Annotated in this window: 15 protein-coding genes; 2 read left to right on the forward strand and 13 right to left on the reverse strand. The window is 59.5% G+C overall.

From position 1 onward, the window contains the following. Positions 1–636 precede the first annotated feature (636 nt). Positions 637–954, forward strand: coding sequence for a helix-turn-helix domain-containing protein (locus FO013_RS19275; RefSeq protein ID WP_186293213.1), 318 nt, complete (start codon positions 637–639; stop codon positions 952–954). 567 nt (positions 955–1521) lie between these two features. On the opposite strand, the gene FO013_RS19280 is transcribed toward FO013_RS19275, so the two are convergent. The 11 genes from FO013_RS19280 to FO013_RS19325 form a co-directional block, all read right to left on the reverse strand. Next, complete coding sequence (locus FO013_RS19280) at positions 1522–3402, reverse strand: glycosyltransferase (protein ID WP_222103683.1); 1881 nt, start codon at positions 3400–3402, stop codon at positions 1522–1524. Positions 3403–3572: 170 nt separating this feature from the next. Continuing rightward, positions 3573–3929: a hypothetical protein gene (locus FO013_RS22490; RefSeq protein WP_186293214.1), complete on the reverse strand. Its 357-nt coding sequence runs from the start codon at positions 3927–3929 to the stop codon at positions 3573–3575. Between the two features lie 3 nt (positions 3930–3932). Continuing rightward, positions 3933–4955 carry a peptidoglycan recognition protein family protein gene (locus FO013_RS19285; RefSeq protein WP_143924184.1) on the reverse strand — a complete coding sequence of 341 codons (1023 nt, stop codon included), beginning with the start codon at positions 4953–4955 and terminating at the stop codon, positions 3933–3935. A gap of 96 nt (positions 4956–5051) precedes the next feature. After that, positions 5052–5741 (reverse strand): collagen-like protein, encoded by a 690-nt coding sequence (locus tag FO013_RS19290; RefSeq protein WP_143924185.1) that lies wholly within the window; start codon positions 5739–5741, stop codon positions 5052–5054. After that, the gene (locus FO013_RS19295) at positions 5738–6025 is read right to left on the reverse strand and encodes a BAR domain-containing protein (RefSeq protein ID WP_143924186.1); all 288 of its coding nucleotides are present in this window, start codon (positions 6023–6025) and stop codon (positions 5738–5740) included. Before FO013_RS19295 ends, FO013_RS19290 begins: the two co-directional genes overlap by 4 nt. 26 nt (positions 6026–6051) lie before the next feature. Further along, positions 6052–7593 carry a phage baseplate protein gene (locus FO013_RS19300; protein ID WP_143924187.1) on the reverse strand — a complete coding sequence of 514 codons (1542 nt, stop codon included), beginning with the start codon at positions 7591–7593 and terminating at the stop codon, positions 6052–6054. 11 nt (positions 7594–7604) lie between these two features. Further along, positions 7605–8219, reverse strand: coding sequence for a hypothetical protein (locus FO013_RS19305; RefSeq protein ID WP_143924188.1), 615 nt, complete (start codon positions 8217–8219; stop codon positions 7605–7607). A gap of 11 nt (positions 8220–8230) precedes the next feature. Further along, the gene (locus FO013_RS19310) at positions 8231–9109 is read right to left on the reverse strand and encodes a hypothetical protein (RefSeq protein WP_143924189.1); all 879 of its coding nucleotides are present in this window, start codon (positions 9107–9109) and stop codon (positions 8231–8233) included. Then, the gene (locus FO013_RS19315) at positions 9102–10256 is read right to left on the reverse strand and encodes a DUF5047 domain-containing protein (RefSeq protein WP_143924190.1); all 1155 of its coding nucleotides are present in this window, start codon (positions 10254–10256) and stop codon (positions 9102–9104) included. Before FO013_RS19315 ends, FO013_RS19310 begins: the two co-directional genes overlap by 8 nt. A gap of 9 nt (positions 10257–10265) precedes the next feature. After that, a complete protein-coding gene (locus FO013_RS19320; protein ID WP_143924191.1) occupies positions 10266–11102 on the reverse strand; it encodes a hypothetical protein in 837 nt (278 codons plus the stop codon). Next, a complete protein-coding gene (locus tag FO013_RS19325) occupies positions 11102–17395 on the reverse strand; it encodes an aggregation-promoting factor C-terminal-like domain-containing protein (protein WP_143924192.1) in 6294 nt (2097 codons plus the stop codon). Before FO013_RS19325 ends, FO013_RS19320 begins: the two co-directional genes overlap by 1 nt. Before the next feature lie 50 nt (positions 17396–17445). Between FO013_RS19325 and FO013_RS22495 the strand changes: the two genes are divergently transcribed. Beyond that, on the forward strand, positions 17446–17613 hold the full coding sequence (locus FO013_RS22495; protein WP_186293216.1) for a hypothetical protein: 168 nt from the start codon (positions 17446–17448) through the stop codon (positions 17611–17613). 22 nt (positions 17614–17635) lie between these two features. Here the strand turns inward: FO013_RS22495 and FO013_RS22500 are convergent, their stop codons facing one another. After that, positions 17636–17794 carry a hypothetical protein gene (locus FO013_RS22500; RefSeq protein ID WP_186293217.1) on the reverse strand — a complete coding sequence of 53 codons (159 nt, stop codon included), beginning with the start codon at positions 17792–17794 and terminating at the stop codon, positions 17636–17638. 179 nt (positions 17795–17973) lie between these two features. Then, complete coding sequence (locus tag FO013_RS19330; protein WP_143924193.1) at positions 17974–18639, reverse strand: hypothetical protein; 666 nt, start codon at positions 18637–18639, stop codon at positions 17974–17976. Between the last annotated feature and the right edge of the window lie 31 nt (positions 18640–18670).

An 18670-nucleotide genomic window follows, 5' to 3' on the forward strand; every position in this document is an offset into this window, starting at 1 on the left:
CGGCGGCGATAGTGCATGACGAGAGCCACACCGGCAGCAAGTTGCACCACCAAGTCGATGACCGTAGATACCCATATGTCTGTATACGAGCTGACAAGTGGAGTGAGCAAGAGCTGCCAGATAAGCAATAGCAGACACGTCAACAGTGGCCACTTCACGCCCAATAGAGTCTTCATACTTTTCACTTCCCATTCCATTTACGCGTGGTGGCATTCACGGCAATTTTATATGCGGCGGCAGTCGAGTAGCATTTGTTTCGCTCGTACTGGAAGGTACCTATCATTGACGCGGGTGTTGTCACAGCGTCGCATGCGCGTTGTGGTTCACACATCGCATGAAAGTATGAAGTTCGGTTCCCGTCTGGGACGATCAATTCGCCTGGTGCGTCGGCCAACGAGCAAACGACGAATGGCCCCGACACCACCGTGAAATGCAACCAGGGCCCTGCTGTGACTGCGTGCGTTAGTCTGTTGCCATGCCCTCAACGCAGAGTCCAGCATGAGCGTGTGCGCTGTCGTGTCGTGTGACCGTACCCCGGTGGCACGTGGCCTGTGTAAGCGCTGCTATGCGAGGTACAAGCGTGGCCTTGGCCCGAACGAGACGCGGAGGTACACGACGCGAGAGACCAAGGAACGTGTGCGTTACGAGGTCGCGGCGCGACGCGAGGCGGGAGAGTCCATTGCCGACATTGCTGCCTCGGTGGGTGTCAACGAATCGACGCTGGGCAAGTGGTTCAGGGAATGGGGCGTGCGGCCAGCAGTTGACACACACGGTCAGTCTCTGGCGCCGAACCGGTGGAAGCCATGGACATATGAAGATGCTGTGGTCGCGTACACGCGCACGGATCTGCCGATCGCGGAGCGTGCTGCGATGCTCGGTCGGTCATACGCTGCCGTGGCCGGGTTCGTCCGCGACTATCGGCAACGATCGGGCGACTCCTACGGGATCAAGTAGGCGCGATAGGGCGCCGCTCGGACGAGCGAGGGATGGTCTCTACGTGGGCGACGGCGGTATAATTCAATCCCGGCGCCGACCAGCATCGAAGGATAAGGCTCATGGCTATTCCACGCGATCAACTCCAGCTCGCTATTGCTCTCGCTGCCGCAACGGCGATGGTGGCTGGCATCACCACCATTGTCACCTGGGCACGCTCTCGTAGGACTACGGGACACAAGGATTATCACCCTTGGGACCACACCGTTTCGCCCTCTGACAGTGCCACGTAGTCTCGAAATGATCTTTAGAACGACACAATAGCCCTCGGTATAATAAGTGGCCCATTCGAACTGTAAGGGTGAATCATGGACCTGACTCAGAAGAACCAAGACGAGTGCACGCTCCGCAATGATGGAACCACTGTCGTTTATCACGTTGCGATCACGGGTGACGTGTTTAAGGACATCAATGTTCCGGAACTTCAACCGAACCAAGACATACAGTTCGAACTCGCCCCGCCAGCCCAACGACGCTCGGGCGAGCTACGCGTCACGTGGGAGACACACCTCGGAGAGAAGCAGGTTCTTACTCAGAATCTTCACTGACCTGCGTTGAGACCTTGACACTGAAATTCCCGTACTCAGTTTTGTACCACTTCAGGTCGTGGGCTGCGACACTTGCGAAAGCAGTAGGAAGTTTCAGCCGCACCTTCGAGTCCCACGACGCACCAACCTTGCGAATGAACACGTCGAATGTCTGGCCGGGCGATTGCGTGAAGAGATCGTTTGAGAGCGTGAAGTTGTAGACGGTTCGCCCGTCTGTACGCTGCCAACCATCCTCAGAGCTGATCGCTTGGTAGAAGTTATTCTTCGACCGACTGGTGACGATCAGCCGCAGGTTCTTGTTTTGAACATTCTCACTGTCAGCGAAGACAACGCCGAGCTTCGTGGAGCACTTTGTTGTCGTGATCGCAATGTCGCGCACGCGCAGATGATTCTCATCGGCGAATGGTGCAGGTTCATGGATCTTCGTCGGCTCTTCGAACGCAGTCTTCCACCTGGTGTAGCTGCGCTCGGGCAGGAAGTTTCTGGCTCGTTCTACAGCTGCCTCACGCATGGCCAGCTTCTCGTCCTCGGGCATTGAGAGGAACTGTTCGACCTGAGTGGCGAGCGCGTCGATGTTTCCGGCGGGGACAACGTATCCGTTGACGCCGTTGGTGATGATCTCTGCGGGGCCGTATTTGATGTCGTAGACGATGGGGATGCAGCCGGCGGCCATGGATTCGATGATCGCGAGGCCGAGCCCTTCGAATTTGCTTGTCAGAAGTGAGAACGATGCGGCGGAGAGTCGTGTGGTGACGTTGTCGATGTGGCCGAGGAGATGCACATCGTCGGAGAGTTCGCGTTCATTGATGAGGTGTTGCAGTGGTTCTTGTTCGGCGCCGGTGCCGGCAATATCGAGAGTGATGTTGGGGCGAGTTGCCTTGGCGAGTGCGACGGCTTCGATCGCGTGGTCGATCTGTTTGAGGTCGACGAGACGAGCGACGACGAGGCCCTTGGCTTCGTCTCGGTCGGGATTGTTGGCTGCGGTGATTGCTTGTGGTGCGAGTTCGCTGGGGATGAGGCGCATGCGCTTACGGCTCAAACCAATCTTGGCCATGTCGTCGATCTGCTGCTGGGTTTGGACGGCGACGAAGTCGAACTGTTCCTGGTCTCGGAACGCACCAATCCGGTTCGAGGTCAGCTGTCCGTAGATTCCTTCCTCTGGGTGTTTGAGATGAGAGACGTGAAGGAAGTGCACGAGCTTGAAGGTGCGGTCTGTGAGCTCGTGAGCGATCGTTGCGATTGGCCCAGAGTCGACGATCAGGACGGATGGTTCTTTGTTGATGACGTACCGGAGCCATGGGTTGTAGAGGCCACGTGCTCGGTCCCATTCGATGATGGGTGTTCCGTCCGTAGAGTGGAGGATAACTCGTCGTTGGTTCTTCACTTCGTTGATGTCAGTGAAGACGCGAGTGCCGTCGTCTCGGTAGTGTTCTTGGCGAATGACTTTGTCGTCGTCGTTGAGGAACCGGACGTAGTTCTTCGTGACAACTCCTCTAAGGCCGTGAGGTTCGGGAATCTCGTCGATGGGAACATCGCCAGGGAACGTGGTGCGAAGCAGCTGGTCACTCATGGGGCGCACGTCGTCCCAGAGGTTACGCACGAACACCGCCTCGTCAAGCATCCCGGAACCGACGAGCTTGGCACGGACCTCGTCAACGTCGAGTTGATGGGCGAACGTGAGGACCGTCGCCGAGAGTGGGTGTCCGTATTGGATGAAGCTGTTGGTGCGGCGCAGCACCGAGTTTGTCATTCCTCCGAAGTCATCGAGGACACCCCACAGCGTACCGTAGAGGTGGACACGGTCAGTCCGGGAGTCTCGCGGGTGCCGGGTGGGTTCGGGGCTGGGTGTTGCGCGGTTCACTGCTCGTTTGATGCGGGTGATTGCTTGCGTGGCCAGCCTCATTGGTTACTACTCCCATATTTTTTTTGCGACAATCTAGCCACTGTATCCATAGTTGCGTCATTGTGGCTGATTCGACACGACGAAAGACCCCCACCGCCGTAGCGATGGGGGTCTGGTCGTGCACGGACTCAGTGCCTCGGGCGATAGCCGTCTGCAGGCGGACTCAGATCGACCTCGGCGGCCGCGAGCTCCTCGTCGTCGTATTCGCCGTCCTCGTCGAGAGGAGTGTCCTCGGCGTCGTCGGGTTCAACCTCATCTGCATCATCCGAATCGACGCTGCGGGAGACGATAGTGTTCGCGGCTGCAGTGAGTCCGAACGCGCCACCGACGTAGAGGTAGACGTTCGTGACGATCGCGTGCCACTCGGGGACATTGTCGACACCACCGAAGGCCTGCGCGATTGCACCGAGGGCGACACCGATGAGGGCGTAGACGAGGTAGGTGGGTTTGCGCCAGGCGGCGGGAATGATTTCGTTGAGACTCATTGGTCAGCCTTTCATGAACTTCGTCTGGATGCTGGTGATCTTCGCGGTCTTCGAGTCCGTCCACACCTGGACACGCAGCCGGTTTGATCGACCGTTCTTGCCCTTCCCGGTTTTCCCGATCTGGGTGTGGGAAATGTAGGTTCCGCCGGCGGAACCGTGCTGTTCCTGCTTGGCGTAGTATCCGTTGTTCTTGGTTGTGGTGCCGCTCTTGTATGAGGCGGTGATGAACCGGACCTGGATGGTTTCGTCAGGTTTCAGCCCGGTCACGGTGAGGTATACCTGTGCGAGGTAGGGGCTGCCGTCGCAGGTGAGGATCGACATGGCGCCCTTGCCGACATAGAGGGATCGCCATTTGTTCTTCACGAGGTGCTGCACGGCGCGATAGATTCTGCCGCCTGAGTATTTGGACATGCCGAAGATTCCTTCCTTGGGTTTGGCTGGTGTGGTGGGGCTGCCCTGGGCGAGCTTTACGATCTCGGGCACCTGGGAGATGCGTTTCTTTCCGGGGCAGACTTTCCCCGCGTACTTCGACCACTGGTAGCGGGTGCCCTTGTACTTGTTCGGCAGTTCGTTCCCGGGCACACCCATCGCGTGATAGCCGATGCCTACGTCGCGGGAGTTGGACATCATGCGAATAGGAATGTCGTGGGTCTTGCACGCCCAGGCGATGATTTTCACGATCGACACGATCTGTGCCGCGTTCCAGTACGGGACGTTGTCGCCACTGGTATTCCAGCGACCGAACGAACCACCGTAGTCGGCAGTCTCAATGCTGATGACGTGAGCGGATCCGAGGTAATTCGCGTCAGCGGTATAAGCGGTATCGACCCACTGGTAGATCTCACCGTGTTCGCCGACACCGAAGTGAGACTCGGTGCCGACGGTGCCGTCCTTCTGGAACATGCCGTCAGTGCCGGCGAGGCTGCCGACCATAGTGTGGAGGCACACGCCTTGGTAGGACTTCATGCGGCCCTGGCGAGCCTGGTTGGAGAGGAGCCGATTCGTGGCTCCTGGCATCATGGCCATGAGTACCCCTTTCCGAGGGCATAAGAAAAGCCCCGGGTTACGGGGCCGTGGTTGGTGCTGTTGTAGGTGCCGGCTGTTGAGCTCGACAGGGGCCGGTCACCGTGACATTCGTTCCGTCTGTGAACTCGAATAGCCAATCCCCATCGGCAGTGCAGGTGACATCTGAAATGCCACGACCGGTGCTGCCCTTCTCTCCTGTAGACCCGGGCTCACCTTTACTGCCCGGTTCACCCTTCGGGCCGGGTGGCCCTGGTGGACCAACAACGGATTCCCCTGGGCCCCCTTCTCTCCTTTGGCTCCTGCCGGTCCGGGAACGGATTTACCGTCTTCCCCTGGTGAACCTGGATCTCCGGGTGGGCCTGGGATCTCGGAGTCTTCACCCGGCTGGCCTGCGGGACCGGGAACGTCTGAGTTCTCACCGTCATCCCCAGGCTTGCCTGCAGGTCCGGGGACGGTCGAACTCGGTCCTGGTTCGCCCTTTGGCCCGGTCGGTCCGGAAGGCCCAATGGGGCCGGCCTGGGCCGACTCCTTCACGTTCTTTTTCACCTGGTCGGCCTTCGTGCAAATGTTGCGGCCGTTGACCTTCACCTCACCCTGAGCACAAGCCTGGGATACCTGATCGGCGAGCGCGTTCGCGTTCAACGCGGCGTCTTTCGCTTCCTGCTTGGATGAGTTGATCGACCAGACCGTCCAAGCCAGGAGGAGCGCGGCGATGATCAGCATGACGGTGTTGAACCACCGCGGTGGGAACTCTCGGTCTCTTCGTTTATCGTGCCGGTTCCTCATTGGTCGTCACCTCTTTCGATGAGGAGAAGACGAAGCTGGTCTTCGATCGTGATGCGTTTTGCTCGCTCTTGGTCGCGTTCAGATTCCGCGGCGATGCGCTTCGCTGACTCCTGGGCCAGGTCTTCGCGCAGCCGTGTATTATCGGCCTGTTCACGTTCAATGTCTTCACGCAGTTCGGCACGGCGTTCGGCGCTGAACTTGCGATCTGAGATCGCCCACCACACTGCAGCGACCGCGAGTCCGCCGGGGCCGCCATAGGTGGCGAGGAAGGATGGGATGTCCACACGTGTCTACCTCCTCATCCTGGCGGTCATGATGCGTCCGCCTGCCAGTACACGAGCGTGTCGGTTGTAGTGGGACGGGTGAGCCAGACTGTGCAACCCTTGGCGGTGACGTCCATAACCGTGGCGCTAGTCCCGGCGATATTCGTTCTCACGGTCAGAGACACGTGCGGTTCCGCATCAAACTCTCGGGAGAACGATATTGCGCCTGATGTCGGGGTGTTCGCAGCTGATGGCTTGATCGTCACTACGCCGCGTTCTTTCTGCCCGATGCGGCGCAGAGTTTCTCCGACGAGGTCGTCGCCGGCTGGTGGGGTGAATGCGTAGATTGGGGCCTGCCGGAAGTAGGCGGACCCAATGGCCTTGCCGAACAGAAGCGAGGGTGTGCCGCCGGGTCCGCGCCACATGGAGACCCCTTCGATTTCGTTGTACGCCTCTGGGAAAGCGCCGTCCGGCATCGCTGCCACTCTGTCCACATCGATGAGCGTTTTCTCGTCTGTGTCCCATTGGTAGCGGGTGATCGTGTTAGGTGAACCGAAACCGGCACCGCCGCGAGCAACGTAGAGGTGATCGTCGATCGACACGTGCCCCTGATATGGATTGACGCCAGTCTGGGAGTCATCGGTGATGAGCGAGGCCACCGGTTGGTTACGTCCAGCCTTGTAGTCCGAGAGCTTCCGGAGCACGAACTGTTCTCTCGTGGACGAGACGAACACCCGCTCACAAATCCTGTCCGCTGCCTGATCGATGGAGAAGTCGACCAGTGTGTTGTCGGCGAAGTCCGGGACTTCCGAGACGAGTGCATCATCGCGCAGAACAGTCTTCCCCGCCTGGTATTGAGCTCGCACCATGCGGTTGGTGTACCCGCCACTTGTGGTGTCGTAGGTCCATCGGAACCACAGCCACACTTGTGGCCCGTCGTTCTCAATCGCGACAGTGGATCCGTGGCCACCACCGGAGAAGATGCACTGGTCGAGCATTCTCCCATCCGGTGCGCACCGGGTGATGTGGAGGTCAGTGGACGAACCGTTCGCCGGGCCCGCCTGGGCTGCGTAGTAGTTCCCCGTCAACGGGTCGCGGGCGGCCGATTGCAGAACTCTGTTCGATGGGATCCGCAGCGTGGTGACGAACTGGGGTGAGAGCTTCGTGATGTCGAACCCAAGCTTTGCATCCACTTCGGCCTTCGCGAGATCAGCTTTCACACCAGATTCGGCCGCGATGCTCTGCGCTTCCTGCGCTGCAGTCAACGCTGCCGTTGACTTCGACAGAGCCGTCGATGCCGCTGAGAATGCTTCACGGGCCGGAACAGCCCACCGCATCCCATAACCCGCATCGAGAAACAGGATCTGGTATTGATCTGATGCCTGGAACGCGATCCGCCCCGTGTCGTCGCCCGACATTCCCGACACCACGACACCGGCGAGAGGTGCGCCGGCAATGTCGTAGAGCTCGGTGACCTGCTGGCCGCCGAGAGCCGACGTATATACCTTGAGAGTGACACCGCCAATGACGCCACCACTCGAGTCGGCGGTGACGTCGCCGGGGCTTCCACCGAAAACGTTCAATGCCATGATTGCCCCTATCAGTTGTTCCAGGTAGCGGAAAACCAGAAGTAGTCTCCGGTGCGGATGCGCCCACTGGTCGTGGCGTCGTAGACGCGGACTGTGCCGTCGTTGCGAATGGAAGCAGCTCCGGACGTGACGTTCGTCTTGTACGTTCCGACTACCAGGAACTCACCGACCGTTGCGGCAATCTGCGCCGGCACCACGCACACGTCAATGTCGGGGGTGATGTTGCCGGCGTCAGCGGACGAGTCAGGTTTCGCGGTGATCATGTCGCCCGTGTAGAGGGCTTTGATTCTCACCTCGGTGGTGTAGGTGTTGCGGATCGCGATGACAGTATCTTGTTCCCACCCAGAGAGGAACGTGAACCCGGTCCGATATTCCTGTCGTTCGTATACAGTCCACCAATCGGTGGGCAACGTTCCCGTCTTGACCCAGATCTTCTTCGACGGCCCCGACACGACCATTGTCGACACCGGTGCATCGGCATACTTCGCGTCACGATCGGCCTCATCCATGGCGGGAAGGACGAGCTTGGCATCCATGCCCATGACGAGGGCCATCATGTCTGCGGCCGCGGCCGGTGCATCAGACCCCGATGGGTAGGGCACTTTCGCGAGAGGTGAGTTGGGCATGAGGAGGCTCCTTAGTTCTTGAAGGTGATCCGGATTTGGCCGCAGCCGGCGGTTGCGATCAGATAGTCCGACTTCCCAGCGCCGGCTCCGATACCAACTCCACGAGAAGCACCGGATGCGAGGCGGGACGCCTGATCGGAGGGGATGGTGATCCACTTCGAATCACCCATGCCAAGACCTGGACCGTCCCACCTGTTCGTGAGTTTCGGGGTCTTCGCCGGAGGGGACGTTTCGTCATGAAGTGCCAGCTTGGGTCGGACCCGGCCGGAGACACCGTGATAATTCGAGGTGCGTGCCACCCGGATCTGCATCTTGTCCACGGTCTTGCCCTGACATGCGGCCTCAATGCTCGTACCGTAGGTCCAGATCGACGTGTAAGGGTGTGGGTAGGAAGGCCAGGCACCCTGTGCCACTCGGGAGCCGTCTTTGCGGCCGCTTCGGTATCCAGCCTGAGACGACGTGCTGAGAGCGACTGGTTTCGGTTTCGACGCCTTCGGGGGATCCTCTGGCCCCGGTGCCGGTCCTTCACCTGTCTGAACGTAGAGCGCACCGTCTTTGACCCACACTGCGGCGGCTTGCGTGTATCCAGCCGGTGCGGGTGTGCCGAATGTCAGGTCAACGGGTACAGGAATCTCAATCTCGACGGGGCCACCGATCTTGTCCATGACCCGCCAGCCAGCAGCATGGTTGAGGACGAGGACGACGTCGCCTTCGGCGCGAGGGTTGTACGCCTGGTTCGCCGCGACATCGTTGATGATCGCTTCTCCCCACCGGAGGTTGACTTTCCCGTCTTCGCGAGTGGAGTCCACCGTCATTATTTGATAAGGATTTGCTTGGCGTTCGACCTCGGCGCGGACGAGAGCCGCCAAGTCGAGTTCTGCGTCACTCATCGAATGTGCCCTCTCCATAGTCGTCGTTGGATCCTTCGAGGGTGATCCGCCCGCCAGCCGGCGACGTGGTGGATCGGGTTTGCAGGGTCATGGATCCTCCGGTGAGTGAGAATGACACTGAGTCAACGATGTGGTTCTCAAGGGTCTCGTCGGGCATGGTCACAGTGATCACGTCGTCAGGTTCGATCGCATAGTTCACCAGCGACGACACGGACACTTTCTGTTTCAGCCCCAGGCGCGGCGCCAGGAGCCCAAGTGCAGTGGTTTGGCACTGTTGCAGGGTGGTGATGAGCTTCGACGTGTAGAACAACGGCACAGCCCCAAACGGCCCCTGATAGTAGGTGGGCGAGACTGGGTCGTCATCGGAGGCGACAGATGGGCCGACTGGGGGTTGTCCGTTCTCGGAGGCACCGGAGGCCACGATCTGGTTGTAGACACCGTCGCGGGAGAGTGTCTGCTGTGGGTCGACGAGTGCACCACCTGGACCGGCGGTGAGCGTCCAGACTGGGGTATCTTCGAGTGTGGGTACTGGTGCGGCGACGAATGATCCGCGGGAGTCGCAGAACACTCTTCCGCCGAGTGATTTGGCGATGGACGGGTCACGGGACCTGCCGTCAACGAGTCCCCACCGGTCGCGTTCCTCGACGAGCTGCGGAATGGCACTGTCGCCGAGTCGCCAGGACATCCCCATCTCAGGCAGCACTTCCTTGATCAGGGTGGTGGCCCAGTACTCGCCGGTGCCGACCTCGATGGTGCGCGGTTGATGGAACCGCTCGTCCATCACCTGCGACTCAAGACTGAGCCCGTCGAGCTGTGCGCGCCCGGGACGAAGGCCAGCCTGCGAGACTTCCTCGACACGGTACACACCGAGAGGCACATTCTCGTGGGTGTTGCGGTTGTAGTGCATGCGCATGAACACACGAATCCTCGCACCGTAAGGGGATAGTGCGCGGCGTCCAATCTCGGCACCGGAGACAATGAGTCCCCGAGCAGTCCACCGGACTTGTGAGGTGGACGCTGCAGTGATCGACCCGTCGTGCACGGTCAGGTCGTGCCACGTGTTGCCACGGTCCGGTGACCATTGCACGATGGGTTCATATCGGGCCAGGGACAGCGACTCGAGCCAACGTTCGGAGACGGGAAACATCTGGTCCTCCTATGGTTCGAGCAGCTTGTTATACGAGGTGACAGTGGCCGCGAGTTGGTCGTAAGTCGTCCAGTCGCGTTCGACCGTGTCGTAAGACAGGTCCGGGATCCGAAGCGGACTGTCGGTGGTGTCGGGGCGGTCGATCGATATGACGTCCCATTGGTAGCGGCGCCACGGATAGCCGTCCCAGTGGACGTGTTCGAGGTCGACTTTCCCGCGGATGAAGTAGAAATCCGGCAAACCAGCACACGCCGGGAACTGTGCCAGCACCGGCCCCTCGTCCAACAAGGTCATTAGCTGGTCAGCGACGGGCTTCTCACGCACGAGGGACCGTAGTTGTGTGGTGAACCCTTCGAGTACATCCCATGTCGCGGCAGGACGAGCAGACCCGGCAATGCTGGTGGTGTCGACGCGGGCGTCGTAGGACAGGTCTGGTGGTTCCACTTTCAGCAGCATCGCCTTGTCGGGGTCGCTCACGGGTTTCAACCATGCCCACCCGTCCGAGAGAGCGGGGATGACTGCGCCGACGTATTCGGATGGTGTGCCTTCGGTGCCGTCGAAATGGGTGGGCACAGCGCGCCACAATGTGCCGCCACCGAGGGTGGCTTCGTGGTCGTAGGCGTGCGCGTACCCACCTGGTGACCAGGCCGGGTTGCCAGACCGAACGACGCTACCGTCTTGCCGTTCGAACCTCACCTTCGCCACCAAAGGATCAAATGAGTAATCGGCCCGCAGAAGTACCCCAGCATGTGCAGGATCGACAATCGCCGTGATCCGGCCATCCGGTGACACTACCGGATCAGTCTCAGGTGGCCAGATGTAACCCGGATTCACGACGATAGGCATTAGTGAGCCCTCCCAGCACCAACAGCAATAGTGCTGACGGTCGTTGAAATGTGTGCTTGCATTTGCTTGCCGTCGACGACCAAGGACACCGGGACACCATCCAAAGCCTTTGCAAGCTCGGACGGGGTGAACTGGTGGTTCTTGATCTCGGCGGCAATGGACGAACCGATCGCAGTCGCATCGAACCCACGCCCGGGATGCGGGATGAACGTGCGGTTCTCGGCCAGCAGCTTCCGGGATTCGGCCGCGTTGGTTATCTGCTCACCGCCGGAGAGGTTGACGAGCTCAGGCCCGTTCTCCCCCACGACAGCCCAACCGGACTGAGCGGATTGGGTGCCCTGCTCGTACCAGTGGTTGCGTTCCCAGAACGACCGAGCACCCTGCACGTCGCCGTAGCGCTGCTTGATGTACTTGAGGCCGTACTCGAGCTGCATCTTCGGGTCCGATGTCTTCGAACCACCGACAGTGCCCCACGTTCCGTTGAGGAACTGGAACAGGCCGTAAGCCGACGACGTTGGGTTCTGGGCGTTCGGGTTCCAGCCCGACTCCCTGGTGAGGAGCCAGTTGAGGTCACCGAACTGGTCGCCCCAGCCCATCTGCTCAAGCATCTGCTTGGCCATGGACTTCACCGGGCCCGCGGCGACGTTCGAGAAGTCCGCCGTACCGGCGTTCTTCCCGTAGTCCTTCGCCTTCCCGACTAGGCCCTCGGAGACCTGGGACATGATGCCCTTGCCGAGACCGCCCATGTAGCCGTCGGGGAGCATCTTCGAATGCTTGGCGTAGATCTGCTCGGTGAGTTTCTCAGCTGCCGCCTCATAGGACTTGGCCATGTTGTCACCAGGCTTCACACCAGCACGATCCAGGAACGGGTGAGACATTGCCCCGCCCATGCCTGGCAGTCCCCCAGCCATCGCCTCCGACAGTGCTTTCACGGCCGCGATGTGGACGTGGTTGAAGTGCATGCCACGAACCGCGCCCGTGTACATGTAGTTCTGGCCGTTCTTGATCTGCTTGCCGTTTGCAGGCGAGTAGATCAGTTCGGCAAGATCCGAACCGTATGTGTTGCGCCAGAAGTTGAAGATGTCCATCGACGGGGACGTATCGATCGCGTTGCCGCGTGAGTGATGCGACGTGTTGCCCGACGCTGTGATGGACCCGCCACGATATGCGGAGTTCAATGTTGCGTTCGGGAACTTCTCCTTCGTGATCGCCCACAGGTTGCGCCACACGCCAGAATCAGCGAACGCGTTCACACCCGGCGCGGGCCCGAAGACCCCGCCCGAAGCGAAAGCGTTGCCCTGCATGTGCAGAAGCTCATCGAGACGACCCTGACGTGCAGCATCGTTCTGAGCCTTCACACCCTGTTCGCCGCCCATGGCACGAGTCCACTCAGGACGCATGATTGCCTCACCGCCGGAGAGGTATAGATCCCCCGCCGTGGGTGAACGGAACTGGTGAATATCGCGGCCCGGTGAGTACCCGGGCATGACACCACCGGATTCGAACTTCACCGACTTCGGGGCAGCCAGCTTCACGCCAACATCACCGAATGCCTTGTTCACCGATGAGGTGAAGGAGGCGAAGACTCGAATGAGGGCGTTGAGGTTGTTGCCCAGTTCGGGTTTCGCCGCTTCCATCTGGTTGTCCATGCCCGACCGGATGCCGCGCATGTTCGCATTCGATGTGGATAGAAGGAACTCGAAGCCTCGCTTGTTCAGCGACTTCAGATCGTTGAGGCGGTCTGTGTAGTCGCCGTACATGCCAGACATGGTGTCGTCCGTTGACCGACGCATTTCTCCGAACTTCGAACCGGTCGTGGTTTTCAACGATTCGAAGTCAGTGGCAGACCGTGTTTTCATCGAGGCCTGCTTGTCAATGAGCATGAGCCGCATAAGTTCCTGCTGCTCAGTCATCACCGTGCGCTGCGCCAACTGCTTCTGAGACACGCTCAATCGCATGGCTTCCTGCTGGACCTGCGTATTGCTCAACATGGCCGCGTTCTGCGTCTGAGTGTTCAGAAGCATTGCCGCCTGCTGGGTTTGCGTATCCAGCAACTGGCCAGCATTCGTAGTCTGCGTGCCAAGAAGCATCCCGGCCTGCGTCTCCTGCATGTTCAGCAGCATCGCCGCCCAACCATCAGAAACACCGACCCGCATCTGCTCCATGGCATCCAGCGTTGTTGTCGACATGTCCTGCATGGCCAAACCAGCCATACCCTCATCGTCCGCAACAACAGGGTTCACGCCCACGTCCACGGAAGTACTCATGTCGCCAAGCGCAGGCACAGCAGCCCCACCCAGCAAGGACGCCGCGGACTGAACATCCGCGACTCCGCCGAGCATGCCCTGCACGAGACCTTCAGCGGTGAACCCACCGAGTTCAGCCATGACGGTCGACGGTGAATGGATCCCGAGAACCGATTTGAACGTCGATTCCATGACCTTCGCGAGGTTCGCGATCGCGGCCTCAACGTTCTTCTTCCGACCTTCGAGGCCCTTGACCACACCGTCAGCGGCGTTGGCTCCACCCTTGTAGAAGCCCTCCGTGACGTACTGGCCGGCCTGACCCGCGTACTTGTCGAACTCAGCCCAGGACGAGACCAGTTGGTTACGTTCACCAATCGGTGCACCCAACAGAGCATCAGCAGCAGCGTTACCGCCCTCAATGCCCTGACCGGCGACCTCCTGGAGGAGGGCGCCAGGGATGCCCATTTTCGAGAGCTTGCCCAGCTTATTAACGAGTTCCTTGAGGCGGGCAGTCTTCCCCGTCATGGACGACATGGACGAGACCTGCTTGAAGTTCCCGTCACCCGTCGACACCACATCAGTGGACACATCGAAATCACGATCGTTCAGCAGACCCGAAGCGACAGAGTCTTTGATGCCTTTGAGCTCGGTGGCTTTGTCCTGAGCCTTCTTGAGCTTCGCGTCGATCTTCTCTGCCTGCGAATACAGACTGCGGAGGTTCGCTTCGAACTTCCGTGCCGACGACGTCGCCTTGGAGCGTGAACCTTTTGACAGGTCCTGATTCCCGCCTAGATCAAACAGCCGATCAACAGCGGAGTATCCGCCGCTGAGCCCACCGGTGACCTGATCACGGATACTGCCGCGACGCACATCGACACGGAGATCTTTACGGAGGTCGCTCACGCGAGCCTTGCGCTCCCGCTCTTCCTTCGCGTTCTGCTCCGCAATTCGTTTCGCTTCCTTGGCCTGCTGCTCGGCAGCACGTGCCGCCTGAGCATCGGCCGTGGCCTTAGCCTTCGCAGACTTGAGAGAACTCCTAGCTTCCTCAAGTTCGTCCTCAGCGGCTCGAACTCGGCGAGTAGCTGCAGTCTTAGCGGCGTTCGATTTGGCATCAGACTTTGCTCGCCGAGCGTCGCGCAGTGTCGCGTTCGCGGAGTTGATTCGGCGTTCAGCCGCACCGACAGCGCCGCCCTTGGCGAACGCGTTGCCAGACATGACAGCACGACGCATGGCCTCAATCGCACCGTGACCGCCGGCGCGCTGAACCTCCATCGCCGTCCACACGTGCTCACCGTTGGATAGCATCGCTGGGATCTCGTCAGAGGTTCCCGTGCCGGCGCCGATGATTGGCCCACCGGTGGCCTTCTTTTTAGCAGCACCTTTACCCTTGATGCTGTCTGAGGGGGATGCGCGCTTCTTCTTGTTGCCACCGGTGAAGAATTCTTTGATGCTGGTCAGCACCGTCATTGTCACGGTCGAGTTGTTCTTGAACCATGACTTGAACCCGCCAACATCCTTCTTAGCTTCGGAGGTGTCGGCGTCGACCTTGGCTGTGGTCTTGCCTTTTTCGACTTCCCTGAGCTTGGCTTCGGCTTCCTTGATCTTCTCTTTGAGGAGCGTAATCTGAGCGTCGACTGTTGGAGAGGTTGGCATCTTCTCAAGCTCGTTGAGACGATCCTTCGCTGTCCCAATCTGCTTCTTAAGCTTCGATGCGTCGGCATCCAAGTTGATCGGCGGGAGGCTGCCGATCTCGTTGGCAAACTCGTTGACATTCTTCTTCGACTTCTTGAACACATCGATGACTCGCTGCATGTCAGCATCGGAACCGTCAGCGAGCTTCTTCACCATGGAGGCACCCTCGGGTCCAAGTGCCATCAGCTGATCGAGGAGTTCCTGGGGTGCGCCTCTTTCGGCGAGTCTTGATAGGTTATCCATCCACCCGGCCTGAGCCTCGACCTGCTTCTCCATATCCTTGATCCACTCCTGCAGAGTGGTCTTTGACTCTTTGGCTTTCGCAGTGAAATCGAGAAAACCGGTGGCTCCATCAATGAGGCCGGAACGGACTTCCTCCAGATGTTCTTGCGCTGCCTGCGCGGCTTCCGAAAGGCCAGTGAACCCCTCAGCTGCATCGACTGTCGCAGGCTTGATTTCACCGTTCGCGAGCTTGACCAGTGTCGCCCCGTCAGCCGCCAGCCCCATCTCTGTCGCAACTCCAGAGAGGTGCTCACTAAGTGTCGGGAAACGTTCAAGAATTTCCTCAGGGAGCATGTCTGGAGACTCCTCGGCGATAGCCTGGAAGCCCTTGGAGACCTGATCATACGCGCCGTTGTTGGCCATGTCGGTCAGGGCCGTATCAGTCTCGTTGATCGTTTCCTGCAGAATCGTGGCATCACTTCGGGTGTTGAGGATCGAATCGAGCCACTTCGAGGCTTTGTCACTGCTGCGTTCGAAGGCGGCGCCCCAGGTCTCAATGTCCTTTGAGCCGATCCCCTTGGACCAGAAGTCGTTGGCTTCCTTCCAAATCGCAGGATCGAGGAGGGTGTTCTTTGTATTCGCTTGGGTCGCGTTATTGAGCTGGACGAGGCGGTTCTTCATTTCCTCCGAGGAACGCGAACCAGTGTCGAGCATGGCAGTGAACGCGGCACCGGCGAGCTGGGCGGCAAGGAAGCCGCCCGCGACGAGACCTGCTGCCTTGCCGACTTTGCTCATACCGCGAGTAGTCGCACCGATGACGCCCGACTGTCCTGCCAGGGTTTTGAACGCGCTCTGGGTTTCTAGGATTCGAGGGGCGAGTACCAAGAATCCGCCGGCTGCGAGAGATGCGACACCGACGATGCCACCCATCGCTAGGGCGGTATTGCGCAACGGTGCGTCGAGGCCTTCGAATTCGCGCATCTTGTTCGCGATGCCGTTGAGCCAGTCGACGGCCATGCCGCCGCCACTCTGTGAGACGAACGGCTCGACCATGACCGCAGACAAGTCACGCCATGCAGACTTCACACGGTCAGCGGCGCCCGACATGGTTTCCTTGACATTGGCGGCGGCTCCGCCGAACTTCTTCGTCAGCCCATTGACGAGTGGATCCCAGATTTTTTCCACCGGGATACCGCCCGGCTTAGATGCCATGTCTTTGATCTCGGCCGCAGACATTCCCATTTGCTCGCCGATGATCTTCGCCGCATCGACGCCGTAGTAGCCGAGGCGCTCCAGCGCGTCACCAGAGAGCCTTCCCTGCGACTGCAGGCGAGCCAGCACGTCTGTGATCGACGAGATCGCTTCCGAGCCCTTACCTGCGGCGGCAACGGTGTCTTGGATTGCCGACAGCGTTGGTACGACCTTCTTCGCCTCAACACCAAACCCGATTAACTGCTGCTGGGCTTCAATGAAGACCTGCTTCGCGAATGGTGAGGTTCTAGCAAACGCATCCAGCTTGTCCATCTGGGCATTCGCTTCACGCGCTCCACCCATGAGGGTCTTCAACGCGGCGCGAGTCGTCTGCTGAAGCGTGTTGTACTCGCCACCAGTCTTTGCCGCCGCGACACCTATGCCGACGATCGCGCCACCGAATACCGTCAGGGCTGTGCCTGCAGTGGTCCAAGCTTCCCGATTGTCCTCAGCCTGCCTGGCAAGCTTCGAGAACGCAGACTGCGATGAATTCGCCTGCTTGGTAGCGACCTGCATGGACTGCGCGTGCGATTTCTCGGCATCCGACAGTCCTTCGGTGGCCTTTTCTAGCCGGTTGCGTGACGTAAGTGCACGCTCTTCCGCCTGAGCCACCTGTGCGGCGCTGGACTTCGAGTTTCGCTTGACTTCGTCGAGCCTCTTCTCAGCGGTGTTCAGTCGTGCAGCGGCCTCCATTTGCTGGCGGCGCGAGTCGGTGACCTTCTTACTAGCCATGGCGATCTGCTCAGCGGAAGACCGAACGTTCTTTCCCGCCCCTTGTGCGGCGGTCCCGGCCTTTTCGGCAGAGTCGGCGGCCTGGTTCATGGCCGTGCGGTACTGTCCCGCTTCTGCTCGGAGGGTGACGACGATTGTGCGATCGGCCATGTCAGAGACCTCCTATATACTTCAGAAACTACAGAAAAGGTGAAAACGAGATGCAGAAAAAGACCAATTACTGGTGGATGGTTGCGATTACACTGCTGGCCTTTGTTGTGCTGACGATCCTGCGGGTGCCGATTTACATCTCACTTATCGCGGTTATCGCGGTGTTTGTGGTCGTTTCACTCATCACATTGAAGAGAACGGCAAGGGACCGTAAGTAGGCCCGACTGTAATCAGACGGGCCTACTCGGCAGCTTCGACTCGTGCCTTCATTCGTGCCTTAACGATGCGCATGGACTTCTCGTCCAGCGTCATGAATTGCAGGTCTCCGGGCGACGGATCCTCTGAATCTTTGCCCTTGTCATCCTTGTGCTCGCATGCGTAGCAGTGGACGGTTGCCATATCCCAGGATCCGGAGGATGCTTCATCCCAAGCTTTCGACTTGAGCTGCCCGCACCCAGGGCAGTAAGCGGATTCTTCGAACTCGATCAACGCTTCCGCGAGCACCCGGTCACGTTCGGACCACTTCTCGATGAGTTCAGTGGGTCGAACGGACCAGGCGCGGGCGGTTTTCAGACTCCTTACGAGTCTTGGTCGTCGTTCGAGTTCGTCGGCGACAAAGGGACAGGCATCGTCGGCTCCTGAGTCGAAGCAACCATGGCAGCCGCGGTGAGACGCAGAATCTGCAAGTCACCGATCTTTGAACGCACCTGCTCCACCTCGTTAGCCGTGATGGATTCCTTCACCACATCGCCGGCCTGGTTCGTGACCTTCACGAGTGCGGAGGCAACCATGCGGTAGTTCGACTGCGCATCAGCACGTGTCTTCTCCCGCTCATATTTGGCCTGAACCTTCTTCTTCGCGTCCTCGGCGATACCGCTCTTGAACTGCGGTTCGGTCGGGAAGTCGATCTCGTCCTTGATGGCGTCGATCTCGTCCTCATTGAGCGCCCGGATATACCAGGTGGTCTTCGACTTCGTCCACTCTGCGTAGAGCTTCTCCATGTCTTCGAGAATCTGGTTTGAGGCGCTCATCTCAGTGAGGTCACGCTCGGGTCCGTTCTTTTCTTTTGCCTGCGCGATGGCGTACTGGCGTTCGAGGTTCTCGTACTGGGCGTACAGGTCCGGACGACCGTACACGTCGACGGAGCGCTGCGACACGGTGCCAGTTTCAAGCCAGCTATCGAACCAGTCGTCTCCGGCTGGGACCGCGGTGGAGTCATCTGTGGGGCTGCTGTTCTCGGTCATTTCTTCCTCCATGTGAAAGTTTTGGGGCTCT

Origin of the sequence: Brevibacterium aurantiacum, assembly GCF_007558825.1 — a bacterium.
Classification (GTDB): Bacteria; Actinomycetota; Actinomycetes; order Actinomycetales; family Brevibacteriaceae; genus Brevibacterium; species Brevibacterium aurantiacum_A.

What these genes read in the sequence shown, in the direction of transcription:
- FO013_RS19315 (WP_143924190.1), bottom strand. Translation starts at nt 10,256, where the DNA reads ATGTTTCCCGTCTCCGAACGTTGGCTCGAGTCGCTGTCCCTGGCCCGA.
- FO013_RS19320 (WP_143924191.1), bottom strand. Translation starts at nt 11,102, where the DNA reads ATGCCTATCGTCGTGAATCCGGGTTACATCTGGCCACCTGAGACTGAT.
- FO013_RS19310 (WP_143924189.1), bottom strand. Translation starts at nt 9,109, where the DNA reads ATGAGTGACGCAGAACTCGACTTGGCGGCTCTCGTCCGCGCCGAGGTC.
- FO013_RS19330 (WP_143924193.1), bottom strand. Translation starts at nt 18,639, where the DNA reads ATGACCGAGAACAGCAGCCCCACAGATGACTCCACCGCGGTCCCAGCC.
- FO013_RS19305 (WP_143924188.1), bottom strand. Translation starts at nt 8,219, where the DNA reads ATGCCCAACTCACCTCTCGCGAAAGTGCCCTACCCATCGGGGTCTGAT.
- FO013_RS22495 (WP_186293216.1), top strand. Translation starts at nt 17,446, where the DNA reads ATGCAGAAAAAGACCAATTACTGGTGGATGGTTGCGATTACACTGCTG.
- FO013_RS19325 (WP_143924192.1), bottom strand. Translation starts at nt 17,395, where the DNA reads ATGGCCGATCGCACAATCGTCGTCACCCTCCGAGCAGAAGCGGGACAG.
- FO013_RS22490 (WP_186293214.1), bottom strand. Translation starts at nt 3,929, where the DNA reads ATGAGTCTCAACGAAATCATTCCCGCCGCCTGGCGCAAACCCACCTAC.
- FO013_RS19300 (WP_143924187.1), bottom strand. Translation starts at nt 7,593, where the DNA reads ATGGCATTGAACGTTTTCGGTGGAAGCCCCGGCGACGTCACCGCCGAC.
- FO013_RS19285 (WP_143924184.1), bottom strand. Translation starts at nt 4,955, where the DNA reads ATGGCCATGATGCCAGGAGCCACGAATCGGCTCCTCTCCAACCAGGCT.
- FO013_RS19290 (WP_143924185.1), bottom strand. Translation starts at nt 5,741, where the DNA reads ATGAGGAACCGGCACGATAAACGAAGAGACCGAGAGTTCCCACCGCGG.
- FO013_RS22500 (WP_186293217.1), bottom strand. Translation starts at nt 17,794, where the DNA reads ATGGCAACCGTCCACTGCTACGCATGCGAGCACAAGGATGACAAGGGC.